Source organism: Holzapfeliella sp. JNUCC 80, from assembly GCF_053667655.1.
The window spans coordinates 419,574-432,766 of record NZ_CM132205.1 but is presented as its reverse complement, the minus strand read 5'-3'; the positions used below and the strand labels follow the sequence as shown (position 1 = coordinate 432,766).

Genomic DNA, 13,193 nt, shown 5'->3' with positions numbered 1-13,193 from the left:
TTTTGATAATTAATATAAACTGTTTTCTAATTTGATTAAGTCTTGGTAACTTTGTCTTTTAATTGCTAAGTTATCTTTTCCGTTTTCAACAAAAACAACTGCGGGTTTTAAATTACGATTATAATTTGATGCCATTGAGTAACCATAAGCACCCGTATTAATCATTGCAACAATATCACCCGGTTGTGTTTTTGGAAAAGCTGCTTTTTGAATCAAAATGTCTCCTGATTCGCAATATTTACCTGCCACACGGACATTTTCTACTGGTTCTTGATCCATTTTATTAGCAATTACAGCTTCATATTCTGCTTGGTAAAGTGCTGGTCGAATATTGTCTCCCATACCACCATCAACACTCACATAAGCAGATTTTCCTGGGATTTCTTTACGAGAACCGATTGTATATAAGTTATAACCTGCAGGTCCTACAATCGATCTTCCAGGTTCTATCCAAATCGCTGGCATTTTTAAACCAAAATCTGCTGTTTTTTCTTTGATTTTTTTGATGATTGCATCAACAAATACCTCAGGTGCTAGCGGTTTATCGTCATTTGTGTAAGCAATTCCAAAACCACCACCGACATTAATTACATCGGGTTGATAGCTGTATTTTTGATACCAATCATTGGCTAAATCAATTAGCTTTTCAGCTGCCATTTCAAAACCGTTAACTTCAAATATTTGTGATCCAATATGTGAATGGAATCCTTTCATAGTCAAGTTAGGATTGTTTAAAACCGTTGTCAAAGCTTCTTCAGCTTGACCAGAATTTAAATCAAAGCCAAATTTACTGTCTTCTTGACCAGTTTGAATATAGTCATGTGTATGTGCTGATATTCCGGGTGTGATTCTCAACATCACATCAGCTTGTTGCTGGGTATCAATCAAGTAAGACGATAGCAATTCAATCTCATGAAAGTTATCAAGGACGATAACACCTACACCCGCATCGACAGCCATTTTGATTTCATCAAATGATTTATTATTGCCATGAAAACTAATTTTTGATAAATCAAATCCAGCTTGTTGCGCGGTGAATAATTCGCCACCAGATACTACATCCAGATGTAGATTTTCTTTTTGCATCAATTCATATAAGGCTAAACATGAAAATGCCTTGCTAGCATAACTAATTTCATATTCAACATCGTTTTGCTCAAAAACCGATTTGAATCCTGCAATTTGTTGTTTGATTTTTGAAATATCATAAACAACTAATGGCGTCTGATATTTTTGAACCAAATCAACAGTATCGATTCCGCCTATTTCTAAATGATGATTCGCATTTGTGACTAAATTAAAATTATGTTCCATAACGAAAATTCCTCCAAGACTATATAAAAAGGGTTCTTCTGCTATCTAAAATAACAAAAGAACCCTTTGAAAGTTTCACATTCATCATGATTGTTCGTTTGTCGATAGCTCTCCGCAATTACTGCGACAGTCCATGACTTGTTCAATCATGTCCCAGCCGATACTTATCTGCTTAAGTACTAGCTTCGGCAACTTCCCCTTTCAAAATAACATGATTGTCTTAACAGAAGACTAGTTATTTCTAATAATGTTAGTTGCAACCTCTTCGATGTGATTAAAATATTATAATAAAACCAATCAAAAGTCAAACCCTTAGGTTAATTATTTTTTAAAAATTTTTTTATTTTTATTTATTTCCATATATTGACCTTTAAAACAACATGTATTAGTCGGATTTGGGTGTTGAAATTTAAAATAGGCATGTTAAATTTAATTTACTTATCATTTGAAAAGAAAGCTAAAGGGGAATTTTTATGAAAGTAGTTAAATTTGGCGGAAGCTCGCTAGCTTCAGGACAACAGTTTGAGAAAGTTATTAATATTTTAAAACAAGATTCAAGTCGCAAAGTTGTTGTGACTTCAGCCCCAGGAAAAAGAAGTGCTTCTGATACGAAAGTTACAGATTTATTAATCAAATACGCTACACTTACAATCGAAAAAAAGCCTACTGAATCAATCACTGAACAGCTATTCAACCGCTACGTTGAAATCGCAAACCACTTTGATTTAGAAGAAGAAGAATTGCAAAGCATTAAAGAAAAAATCGAAAACTTAAAGCATGAAAAATTCGAAAACAACGACTATCTAATGGCTTGTTTTAAAGCTCATGGTGAACGATTAAACGCAAAGCTAATAACGTTGATTCTGAACCATCTAGGACTTAAAGCTCGATTTCTAGATCCGGAAAAATTTGGATTTTATGTTAGTGATTCAGCTAATAACGCACAAGTTTTAGATGAAACTTACGACAACATTAAATCAATTGATGTTGGTGATGAGCTTTTAATTGTACCTGGATTCTTTGGCATCACTAAAGACAATAAAATCGCCACTTTTTCACGTGGTGGCTCAGATATTACAGGTGCTATCTTGTCAAAAGGCTTCAATGCCAGCTGCTATGAAAATTTCACAGATGTTGATGCAATTTATGCAGCAAACCCTAATACTGTCAAAAATCCATATGCCATTAATAAAATGACTTATCGTGAATTACGTGAACTCTCTTACGCTGGATTTTCAGTATTCCATGATGAAGCCATTATCCCAGCAATTGAAGCTGAAATTACTATTAATGTTAAAAACACTAACCATCCTGATTTACCGGGCACACTTATTGTTCCTGAAAATGATTTTGAGCCAGAACATTTAATAACAGGTGTAGCTAGTTCTGATCGTTTTGCTGCTTTATACCTCCACCGTTACCTACTTAATAAAGAAGTTGGCTTCACATTAAAATTGCTAGAGATTTTATATCGCTATAATGTTTCTTATGAGCATATGCCTTCAGGTATCGATGATTTGACAATTATCTTTGATAAAAGCCAGCTTACAGACCTTAAAATCAAACAACTTTGTCAAGAGATTAAAAACACTCTTCAACCAGACGAAATGCAATGGATTAATGATTACGCCATTATCATGGTTGTTGGTGAAGGTATGAAAGATAACATTGGTGTCTTAGATCGTGTCATTTCACCACTGGCTCAAAATAATATTGGCATTCATATGATTAATCAAGGTGCCTCAAGAATTTCTGTAATGCTCGGAACTAGACAAGCCGATGCTGATTTAGCAATAGACTATATTTATCATAATTTTTTTAGTTAGGAGTTTAACAATGATTACATTACAAAAAGTTCACGGTTCATCTAACCAGTTTTTTATTTTAGATGTAGATCAACTTTCATTTAATCCCTCAGATGACCAAATCATCGCACTTACGCAGCAACTAACAGAATCTTTTTTGGAGGGGGCCGATGGTCTATTAGTCGTCTCAAAATCTCAAAATACCGATTGTTTAGGCAAGATGCGCGTCATTAATGCCGATGGCAGCGAGGCATCTATGTGTGGCAATGGATTGCGTACGGTTGCGCGTTATTTAGCCGAAAAATATCAAGAATCTGAATTCAAAGTCGAAACAGCTAATGCAAATTTAACTGTTAAAAAACAAGACAGCCTGGCTCAAAACGTTCCCGCGTTTGGTGTAGAAATCTCACCTGTCCACTTTGATAACTATTACTTCCCTTTTCATAACCTAGGAACAACACAATTACTCAACTCACCCGTTCCAGAATTTAATGATCATTTAAATTTCTATGCTATCGCGGTCCCTAATCCTCACTTAATTAGTTTTGTTCAAACAGATGAAGACTTAAATAACACGCTTGAAACATTAGGGAAAAAACTCAATCAAAAAAATGATTATTTCCCTGATGGTGTTAATGTCAATTTTGGAAAAATACTATCAGATAATACGCTTTTTGTTCGTACATTTGAGCGCGGTGTTGGCTTCACAAATGCTTGTGGTACTGGAATGTCTGCGACTTCTCTTGCTTATGTTTTACATAAAGGTATCGATTCTTTTCCTTCAGATGAAATAACTGTTTATAATCCAGGTGGTGTCGTTAAAACGATTGTTCACAAAGAATCTAACAATGACTTTTGGATAGAGTTAATCGGCAACGCCACTCACACTCATAACATCACAATCTCTGAAGATGATTTATTCAAGCGTCAATTCAATCACGCCACTGTTAGTGAAACAGGAGAACAGAAAAGCTATCTAAAATTTATTGAACAAATGAAAAAACAAGCAGACTAATCTGCTTGTTTTTTTTGTGGGTATATTTTCGAGAATACAATTGGATCAACAATTGTTGTAATAACAGCCGCTAGAATAAAAGCACCTGCTTGCTTTGCATCAATAATATTTGCACTTTGACCCAGTGTAACATTGGGTACAATCAATGTAATAGTTGTTGTTGTCAACATCATACCTGAAAGTGCTTGTCTGAATGAGTATTTTTGCATCAAAATTGGTACAATTAGAAGTCTTGTCAACATAAATCCAAAGAAGAAAATAGGAATCAACATCAGCGTATTAGGATCACTCACTAAACTTTTTAAGTCTAATTTTAATCCAGTTGAAATGAAAAATATTGGAATAAAGAATCCATATCCAATTGAGGTTAACTTTTGCTTTGTTTCTTCGCTTGGATTAAGTGATTTCATGACCAACCCCGCTAAGAAACACCCTAAAATATTTTCAACACCTGTCTTTTCAGCAACTGTAACTAATACAATAATTAAAAAGAAAGCTAACCGAATATCTAACTGTGTTGTTGACTTGTCTATTTTATCAAAAAACTGATGGACTTTTTTGACGTTCAATAATAATAATGCCACTATAAATACGAGTGGGAATAACCAAAGTATTGCTCCCCTGGCACCTTTAAATGTCATATAAAAAGTAATTTCAATTAATGGGATAACAACACCCAGAATTGCAATTAGAAGCAGGGTTTGTCCATAACTAGTATTTTCAAGTTTTTTATCTTTTAGTGCAACTAAAATCATGCCAATTGTCATTGTGGTAAATAAAATTGTTGCAAATAAAAATTCCGAAAAAATATTAAAGTAACTTAGTAGTAAGCTGTAGCCTAATGCCAGCACAATAATTGAGATAATTGATAAAACCGCCATCCCTAGAGGCATTTTAAAAAATGATTGTCCTGCTTTCTCAGCTTTACTTCGCCGTTTAAATATCGATAAGTCAACTTCCATCCCACTTAAGAATAACAATATCATAACACCTAAGGAGGATAATTGGTTTAGCGTCGGGGTCATTTGAACAATATTCAAAAGCCCTTTCCCTAGAACTATTCCTATCAATATCTCAGCGACAGGAACAGGAACATTATTTATTTTAAACTTTGCCATTACAATTGGTACAATCAATGCCATGGATAATACGATTAATAATTCTAAATTAGTGTGCATACTTCTTTCCTAACTATAAAAATTCTCGATAAAGTTTACCATAATTTTAATTCGAACAAAACAATAAATTTTAATTTGTTTAAATTTAATAGATTGTTTTGTCTTGATCAGCAGCAAATTCTTCAAAACTTTTAATAGTCAATTCTCTATCATGTTGTTGTAAGTCCATGACAGTTTTATCTTTTGTTCCACCTTCAATGAATTTATAAATGTAATCATCACGAAAACCAATATCAGCAGCATCTACGGCGCTATTACCATAATAAACCGTTTTAATGTTTGCCCAAATAATAGCACTTAAACACATTGGACAAGGTTCACTTGAAGTGTATAACTCACATCCTGACAAATCAAATGTCTCAAGGTTTTGACCAGCATTTCTGATTGCGGTTACTTCACCATGAGCCGTTGGATCATTGTTTAATAAAACTTTATTGTGTCCAGTTGCAACAATTTCGTCGTCTTTTACGATAACGCATCCAAAAGGACCACCTTCATTTGTTAAGTTATTTGAATGCGCTTCTTTCGCGGCTAATTCCATATATTTTTTGTTATATGACATTTAATATTCTCCTTTTATCTATTTGTAATTCAATAATACACTATAACCAACATTAAAAAAAGGATTTCACGAACATTACGCGAAATCCTTTTTAGATTGTTCTATTTAATTATAGACGATCGTTTAATTCTTGTGTTAATTCTTCAAAACCTGGTTTACCTAATAAAGCGAACATGTTTTTCTTGTATGCTTCTACACCTGGTTGGTTAAATGGGTTAATACCATTTAAGTATCCTGAGATACCAACAGCGATTTCGAAGAAGTAAATCATGTAACCTAATGTGTATTCTGTTTGATCTGCAATAGAAACAGTCATAACTGGAACACCACCGTCAGTATGAGCTAAAACAACACCTTCGTATGCTTTTTCATTAGCATGGTTCATTGTTTTACCTTCTAAGAATGAAAGACCATCTAAGTTTTGTTCATCGCTTGGTACAGCAACATCAAAACGAGGTTTTTCAACTTTAATAACAGTTTCCATTAAGTCACGACGACCTTCTTGGATGTATTGTCCAAGTGAGTGCAAGTCTGTTGAGAAATTGGCTGATGAAGGGTAAATACCTTTTTGATCTTTACCTTCTGATTCACCCATTAATTGTTTCCACCATTCACCAAAGTATTGTAAAGTTGGTTCGTAGTTTTCAAGCAATTCAACAGTATAACCTTTACGGTATAAAATATTTCTTAATGCAGCATATTGGTAAGCTTCGTTTTTGTTAAGGTCTGTTTCTGTATATTCTGAGCGAGCGTCTGCTGCACCTTTCATCAATTGATCGATATCAGCACCAGCAACAGCAATTGGTAATAAACCAACAGCAGATAATACTGAGAAACGTCCACCAATGTCATCCGGAACAACAAATGTTTGGTAACCTTCTGCATCAGCTTCTGATTTTAAGGCACCTTTTTCACGGTCAGTTGTTGCATAAATACGTTTAGCAGCTTCTTCTTTACCATATTTTTTAACTAATTTGTCTTTCAATACACGGAAAGCAATAGAAGGTTCCATTGTTGTTCCTGATTTTGAAATAACGTTTAGACTAAAGTCACGGTCACCGATTTGTTCGATTAAATCGTGTAAGTAACTACCACTGATTGAGTTACCTGCAAAGTAAATTTCAGGAACTTTACGATCAGGTGCATAGTTATAAAAAGCATTATTTAAGAAATCGATAGCAGCACGAGCACCTAAATAAGAACCACCAATTCCGATAGCTACGAAAACTTCTGAATCTGATTGTACTTTTTTAGCCACGTCTTTAATACGTGAAAATTCGTCTTTATCATAGTCAACGGGTAGGTCAATGAAACCTCTGAAATCGCTTCCAGCGCCTGTTCCTTTTCTTAATTGTTCATCTGCAGCATTCACCATTGCTTGCATTTCGTTTAACTCATTTTCTTGAACAAATGGAGTTAATTTTGAAGCATCAAACTTAACTTGTGCCATTGTTTGCCTCCTATATTTCTTTTTATCTACCCTACTTACTTTAAGCGCATTCGGCAAAAAAAGCAAGGTTTAAAACAGGATAATTCTTATTTTGATATCAAAAAAAGTCACGACCAAATGGCGTGACTTTTTTGTTAAAAGGTATGAATTAGTTGTTACCTTTTTGTGAACCAAACCAGTCGATACGTTCTTCAACTGTATCTTGGATAGCTTGTGTACCTGGTGCAAGAACTTTACGAGGATCGAATCCTTTTTCTGCTTCATCTTTGTCAGCAGCGTAGTAAGCTTTAACAGCTTTTGACCAAGCAATTTGTTGTTCTGTGTTAACGTTGATTTTAGCAACACCTAAGTCGATAGCTTTTTGGATTTGGTCTTTAGGAATACCTGAACCACCGTGTAGTACCAATGGTACTTCAACTGCGTCAGCGATTTCTGAAAGACGGTCGTAGTTTAGACCTTCCCAGTTTTCAGGGTAAACACCGTGAATGTTACCGATACCAGCAGCTAAGAAGTCAATACCTGTTGCAGCTAATTCTTTAGCTTCTTCAACTGATGCAAGTTCACCTGCACCGATGATACCGTCTTCTTCACCACCAATTGAACCAACTTCAGCTTCAACCGAAATACCTTTTGGATGTGCTAAAGCAACGATTTCTTTAGTTTTAGCAACGTTTTCTTCGAAAGGTAAGTCGTGACCATCGAACATAACTGATGAGTAACCAGCTTCGATAGCTTCTTTAGCAGCTTCAAAGTTACCGTGGTCTAAATGCATTACAACTGGAACTGTGATGTTCATTGATTCAACTAATCCTTCAACTAGTTGACGAACTACTTTGTATCCACCCATGTATTTAGCAGCACCCATTGAGCTTTGAACGATTGCTGGAACACCTTTAGCTTGGGCAGCAGCTAAAATAGCTTTTGTCCATTCCAAGTTGTTTGTGTTGTAAGCACCGTGTGCGTATCCGCCTTTACGAGCAGCTTGCATAATTTCTGTACCGTGAATAAATGATGACATGAGTCATTCCTCCTAAAATTTCTTTTAAAAAATTCAACAATGTGATTTTAACATATTTTTGTGTATTAGTCAGACCTTTTAGTGAAATTATTAAATATTTGTTGAAATATCAGCCCTACAACAGCTCCTAAGAAGCCACCTACAGTATTAAAGATAACATCATCAATATCTGCGACTCCTGTCCATAAAACAAACTGCATCCCTTCTATGCTGACTGAGAACAAAATAGAAATAATCGTAATTTTTAATATCGATAGTTTCTTTTTAGATAACAATTTCATTAAGAACCCTAAGGGCATAAACCACAAAATGTTCCCAAAAGAATTATAAAAGAAATCTAATTGAGATTTAGCAAGCGAAAGCTTCATCGTTTCATCTAAAATTTGTAGGTTTATCTGATTCAAGGGTCGATAGAAGTAAAATTTGATATCACTTGGAAAATAAATACCTCTAAAAACAGTCAACGAGAGTAATAACATAAGATAAAACGCCAATATCAAAATAATCGTAATATGCTTTTTTGACCGCTTTTTCTTGAACAACTTTAAATATACTGTATAAAGAGCAATAAAAATCAAAAAGTAAAAAATGGTTTTATCTAAACTGTAAAATACTAGTTCCACCAAAGGAAAGTGATTAATTTTAGTAGCAAAATGCTCAACTATAAATTGATATATTGGATTTAAAAATATCATTTTAATTACTCGCTATCTACTTCTTTTTCTGGTTTAGGATCAAAGAAAGTTAAAGTAAAGGTTGTCCCTTTGTTTTCTTGACTATCAACTTCAATTTGTCCCTGATGCTGATTAACTAGAGAGTAGACAATAGCTAGTCCTAATCCTGACTCTCCAGTCCCAACGTTATTACGAGATGGATCAGCTTTGTAAAAACGCTCAAAAATAAAGCGCTTTTGTTCATCGCTCATCCCAATACCAGTATCCTTTATTTTAACACGTGTGCCACCATCTATACGATAAATTGTTAAATCTACATTGCCATTTTCAGTAAACTGAATTGCATTTTGTGTAATATTGAAAACAACTTGCGTAAAACGATCATGGTCGGCATAAATCATGACGGGTTCTTTTGATAGTAGCTTCAACTTATTGTTCTTCTTCTTAGCATTTCCCGAAAGTTGTTCAACAATATTTTCAAGCACCGATGTCCCATTGAACTCTGTTTTAAACAACTTAATTTGGTTATTTCTGATTTTTTCATAGTCCAAGTTTTCATTAACTAATCTGATTAATCGATTAGTCTCACTTTGCATCAATTGAATACTCTTATCTTTTGAATCAGCGGGAATTGCGTCATAACGTAATCCTTCTAGAATACCATTAATTGTTGTTAGAGGAGTTCGCATTTCATGTGCAACATCCGCCATAAACTGATTTCTTCTCGCTTCTTGTCGTTTAATCTCCTCATCAGATAATCTGAGTGACTCAACCATCTTGTTAAAATCACATGCCAAATCATCGATTTCGTCATTATCTTTGTGCTCTATTCTAACTGAGAAATCTCCTTCTCCGACTTTTTTAGTTGCACGCGATAATTTTTTGATTCTAGACAAATTAAACCAAACAATCACTAAACTGATAAGCATCCCTATCAGCACACTGGCAAAGAGGGCCACAATAGAATTTTGTTGTGCTTGTTTAATAGTCGTTTCAGTTGATGAAACTTTAGCCCCTAGCCAAACAACCGCTTTCAGTTGAGAACCATCAAACCACGGTACCATTATTGATGAATAAGGTTCTTTAGTCGACAATTTTGGCTGATTATTAAGATAGTCATTTTGAATTCTAAAACTCTTACCAGACTTTAACTCTTGCCAAACATCTTCTCTTAATGAGTAAGGCGTGAGTGTCGCTTCAGGATAGATTTGCTCGTTATCCTCATTAAACACCCTGATTGTTACATTTTGAACCTGCATAACTTGTTGAAACTCATCCAAAAAAGAAGGCTTAATTTGCTGATATCTACCTGTTAATGGGTCTTTTTTGAGCGCAATATGACCCATTGAATCAGCATAGCCCTCCAATTGAGAGAAAGTATTATCATAGGACTGTCTGGTAATGAAGTTCATCATTGAAAAGCCAATAATTGAGAGTGTAATCACAATAACTAAAAGAAAAGATAATACTTGCTGATAAAACAGTTTCATTATTTATCCACATCCGAATCATCAAACTTATAACCCACGCCCCAAACAGTTTGAATAATTTGAGGTGCTATTTTTTCGATTTTTTGTCTTAGTTTTTTGATATGCGCATCGACTGTTCGTTCCTCACCAAAGTACTCATAACCCCAAACAACTTCTAATAGTTTTTCTCTTGAAAATACTTGTTTTGGGTTTTTAGCCATCGTTACAAGTAAATCAAATTCTTTTGGTGTCAATCCCTGAACTTTTTGGTCATCGACATACACTTCTCTTGTTTTTTCATTGATTTTCAGATGAGGTGTTTCAACCATATCTTCCGTATCTGCTGGTTTTGTCGTTTGATTCATTAACGTTCTACGGTGTAATGCCTTGATTCTAGCAATCAAAGTCAACGGACTAAATGGCTTAGTTACATAATCATCTGCCCCAAGCTCTAGCCCCAATACTTGATCAGATTCCGAGTCTCGAGCTGTCAACATGATAATTGGAACATCAGAAACTGCTCTAATTTCACGAGCAACTTCCATTCCATCTTTTCCAGGTAGATTCAAGTCAAGCGTCACAATATCGTAATATTCTTGATTAGCTTTAAACTTGTCAACAGCTTCATTCCCGTCAACAGCCAAATCCATTACCCACTGTTCTTTTTCAAAAAACATTTCCATCATTTGTGCGACAGAAACATTATCTTCTACCATTAATAGTCTCATTAAAAATTCCTCCTATAGGTCTTTAAACCCTTTCACTCTTTTTTTAGTGGTATGTGACTTTTCATATTTATCGATTTCTTCTTTTGATACAATACCATCTCTAACTAAAATTTTTCTTAAACACGTTTCGGTGATTGCATAGACCAAAATAATGGAGAAATAAAAAGTCAATAACCAAATTAAGAAGAACTGATCCCAATTCAAATACTTGATTATGCCGCCAATAATTATTTGAATAATACCCACGATCAAACATGCTTTTCGATAAATCACTTGCACTCTTTTTTCAATATTAGAATCTATTTTTGAAAAATAGGATTGGTAACCAAACAAAAAACCTGGTTTTTGTTTTCTCATAACAAAACTAATAAAACTCATCATAACTAGTAAACAACCGGTATAAATATAAATCACTTTTTGTTCCCCTTACCTTTTTTTCTAAGTTTAACATGAAATAATTTACCACGATAAAAAAAGTCCTTTAATCTCTTGAAAAAGAAAAAAGAAAGCGTTTACATTTTTTTGTTGCTTTTTTGGTTTGGACTTGTTATATTATGAATGTAAACGTTTTCTTTTTTAAAAGAAGACTTCTGATTTTTAAATATTTCAAATATAGACTATTATTATCACGAGAGGTGGATATAAAAATGAACTTACTTATTGGAATTTTACCAGCACTATTTTGGGGATGTATGCCCCTTGTTATGTCTAAAATTGGCGGACGTACAGTTAACCAAATTTTAGGAACTACATTTGGAGCAATGATTACTGCGATTATTTGCTTTATTATTATGCAACCTGCAATGACGACAGAAATCTTTCTTTTTGGTTTTCTAAGTGGTCTAGCTTGGTCTCTTGGACAAATTCTTCAGTACGAATCATTTAAAGCAATTGGTGTTTCAAAAGCAATGCCAATTTCAACAGGTCTTCAAATTGTTGGTACATCATTTGGTGGTGTTTTACTATTTAGTGAGTGGGCTTCTGCTTCCGCAAAAATTGCTGGATTTGTAGCTATCATTATCATTGTTGGTGGTATTTACCTCACAACTATTAGTGAAAAAACAGCTGAAAATGCAGCTAAGAAATCAAAAGTTAAAACTTCTACTATCTTCTGGATTTTCTTTTTCTCAACAATTGGTTATATTGGATTCTCAATTTTCCCAAGATTTGCTCACCTTCAAGGACTAGAAGCATTCTTACCACAATCAGTAGGTATGGTTTTAGGTGCTCTAATCTGTATGTTTTTACCACAAAACAAAGACGTTAAACCTTTAAGAGAAGCAGTTACTTACAAAAATATACTGGTTGGTTTAATCTTTGCTGGTGGTTCACTAAGCTACTTAATTTCAGCAAACCTTAATGGTGTTGCAACAGGATTTACAATTTCACAAATGAATGTTGTTATTTCAACACTTGGTGGCGTTTACATCCTAAAAGAAGCAAAAACCAAAAAAGAATTAACTTTCACTTTAATTGGGCTTGTCCTAGTTATTGCTGGTGGTGTTATGATTAGCTTCATGACAGGTGCTTAATTTCTAAGTATTAATTGAATAAAAAAAGAACTGGATAACTTAAGTTATCCAGTTCTTTTTTTATGGAGGTGAGGGGATTTGAACCCCTGTCCATACATGTTTCATCATAAACTTCTACAATCATAGTTATACTATTTAATTGTACTCTTCAAAGAACGCCGCATAACAGGGCTCACCTTCAAAGAGTTACCTGATTATCTCTTTTTAATTATTCAGATGGCATAATTAAACGTAACCCGTTAAAGTTGAGACCTAATAGAAATCCGGGTCAATTTCAATCAGATCACGCGAACTGTTTTTTAGGCAGCTACTGCGTAAGAATTTTCGTTATTTGCAGTTATATTTAAACTGAACGTTTTTACGTAGACGTGACCTACGAATTGCCATTTATGCAAAATCATGCATGTCGAATTCCAAAACACCCCCGACATCTCCATTATTCTAACAC

Annotated in this window: 12 protein-coding genes, 1 other RNA gene and 1 riboswitch; of the genes, 3 read left to right on the top strand and 10 right to left on the bottom strand. The window is 34.2% G+C overall.

Annotated features, from left to right (window positions below):
- Positions 1–9 precede the first annotated feature (9 nt).
- Complete coding sequence (lysA, locus tag JNUCC80_RS02175) at positions 10–1,314, bottom strand: diaminopimelate decarboxylase (RefSeq protein ID WP_454153188.1); 1,305 nt, start codon at positions 1,312–1,314, stop codon at positions 10–12.
- 97 nt (positions 1,315–1,411) lie between these two features.
- A riboswitch (Lysine riboswitch) is annotated at positions 1,412–1,587 on the bottom strand.
- A 200-nt stretch (positions 1,588–1,787) separates the two neighbouring features.
- Between lysA and JNUCC80_RS02170 the strand changes: the two genes are divergently transcribed.
- Positions 1,788–3,140, top strand: a complete 1,353-nt coding sequence (locus JNUCC80_RS02170) for an aspartate kinase (RefSeq protein ID WP_454153187.1) — start codon at positions 1,788–1,790, stop codon at positions 3,138–3,140.
- A 10-nt stretch (positions 3,141–3,150) separates the two neighbouring features.
- Positions 3,151–4,134, top strand: coding sequence for a diaminopimelate epimerase (gene dapF / locus JNUCC80_RS02165; RefSeq protein ID WP_454153186.1), 984 nt, complete (start codon positions 3,151–3,153; stop codon positions 4,132–4,134).
- Here dapF and JNUCC80_RS02160 read toward each other — a convergent pair.
- From JNUCC80_RS02160 to JNUCC80_RS02125, 8 genes are all read right to left on the bottom strand, one after another.
- Entirely contained in the window at positions 4,131–5,312 is a 1,182-nt protein-coding gene (locus JNUCC80_RS02160) for a cation:proton antiporter (RefSeq protein WP_454153185.1), read from the bottom strand. The two genes, dapF and JNUCC80_RS02160, sit on opposite strands and share 4 nt — an antisense overlap.
- 85 nt (positions 5,313–5,397) lie before the next feature.
- Positions 5,398–5,874 carry a nucleoside deaminase gene (locus tag JNUCC80_RS02155; protein WP_454153184.1) on the bottom strand — a complete coding sequence of 159 codons (477 nt, stop codon included), beginning with the start codon at positions 5,872–5,874 and terminating at the stop codon, positions 5,398–5,400.
- Positions 5,875–5,983: 109 nt separating this feature from the next.
- Positions 5,984–7,324 carry a glucose-6-phosphate isomerase gene (locus JNUCC80_RS02150; RefSeq protein WP_454153183.1) on the bottom strand — a complete coding sequence of 447 codons (1,341 nt, stop codon included), beginning with the start codon at positions 7,322–7,324 and terminating at the stop codon, positions 5,984–5,986.
- Between the two features lie 148 nt (positions 7,325–7,472).
- Complete coding sequence (gene fba / locus JNUCC80_RS02145) at positions 7,473–8,342, bottom strand: class II fructose-1,6-bisphosphate aldolase (RefSeq protein WP_454143014.1); 870 nt, start codon at positions 8,340–8,342, stop codon at positions 7,473–7,475.
- 65 nt (positions 8,343–8,407) lie between these two features.
- Positions 8,408–9,037: a VanZ family protein gene (locus JNUCC80_RS02140; protein ID WP_454153182.1), complete on the bottom strand. Its 630-nt coding sequence runs from the start codon at positions 9,035–9,037 to the stop codon at positions 8,408–8,410.
- Between the two features lie 5 nt (positions 9,038–9,042).
- A complete protein-coding gene (locus JNUCC80_RS02135; protein WP_454153181.1) occupies positions 9,043–10,506 on the bottom strand; it encodes an ATP-binding protein in 1,464 nt (487 codons plus the stop codon).
- Positions 10,506–11,213 (bottom strand): winged helix-turn-helix domain-containing protein, encoded by a 708-nt coding sequence (locus tag JNUCC80_RS02130; RefSeq protein WP_454143020.1) that lies wholly within the window; start codon positions 11,211–11,213, stop codon positions 10,506–10,508. The genes JNUCC80_RS02135 and JNUCC80_RS02130 overlap by 1 nt, the downstream gene beginning before the upstream one ends.
- 12 nt (positions 11,214–11,225) lie before the next feature.
- Positions 11,226–11,627, bottom strand: coding sequence for a hypothetical protein (locus JNUCC80_RS02125; protein WP_454153180.1), 402 nt, complete (start codon positions 11,625–11,627; stop codon positions 11,226–11,228).
- A 233-nt stretch (positions 11,628–11,860) separates the two neighbouring features.
- Between JNUCC80_RS02125 and JNUCC80_RS02120 the strand changes: the two genes are divergently transcribed.
- Positions 11,861–12,745 carry a GRP family sugar transporter gene (locus JNUCC80_RS02120; RefSeq protein WP_454143024.1) on the top strand — a complete coding sequence of 295 codons (885 nt, stop codon included), beginning with the start codon at positions 11,861–11,863 and terminating at the stop codon, positions 12,743–12,745.
- Positions 12,746–12,805: 60 nt separating this feature from the next.
- Here JNUCC80_RS02120 and ssrA read toward each other — a convergent pair.
- Positions 12,806–13,171, bottom strand: a transfer-messenger RNA (tmRNA) gene (ssrA, locus tag JNUCC80_RS02115).
- Positions 13,172–13,193 lie beyond the last annotated feature (22 nt).

Coding starts and splice junctions, on each gene's coding strand:
- lysA (WP_454153188.1), bottom strand. CDS start 1,314: ATGGAACATAATTTTAATTTAGTCACAAATGCGAATCATCATTTAGAA.
- JNUCC80_RS02170 (WP_454153187.1), top strand. CDS start 1,788: ATGAAAGTAGTTAAATTTGGCGGAAGCTCGCTAGCTTCAGGACAACAG.
- dapF (WP_454153186.1), top strand. CDS start 3,151: ATGATTACATTACAAAAAGTTCACGGTTCATCTAACCAGTTTTTTATT.
- JNUCC80_RS02160 (WP_454153185.1), bottom strand. CDS start 5,312: ATGCACACTAATTTAGAATTATTAATCGTATTATCCATGGCATTGATT.
- JNUCC80_RS02155 (WP_454153184.1), bottom strand. CDS start 5,874: ATGTCATATAACAAAAAATATATGGAATTAGCCGCGAAAGAAGCGCAT.
- JNUCC80_RS02150 (WP_454153183.1), bottom strand. CDS start 7,324: ATGGCACAAGTTAAGTTTGATGCTTCAAAATTAACTCCATTTGTTCAA.
- fba (WP_454143014.1), bottom strand. CDS start 8,342: ATGTCATCATTTATTCACGGTACAGAAATTATGCAAGCTGCTCGTAAA.
- JNUCC80_RS02140 (WP_454153182.1), bottom strand. CDS start 9,037: ATGATATTTTTAAATCCAATATATCAATTTATAGTTGAGCATTTTGCT.
- JNUCC80_RS02135 (WP_454153181.1), bottom strand. CDS start 10,506: ATGAAACTGTTTTATCAGCAAGTATTATCTTTTCTTTTAGTTATTGTG.
- JNUCC80_RS02130 (WP_454143020.1), bottom strand. CDS start 11,213: ATGAGACTATTAATGGTAGAAGATAATGTTTCTGTCGCACAAATGATG.
- JNUCC80_RS02120 (WP_454143024.1), top strand. CDS start 11,861: ATGAACTTACTTATTGGAATTTTACCAGCACTATTTTGGGGATGTATG.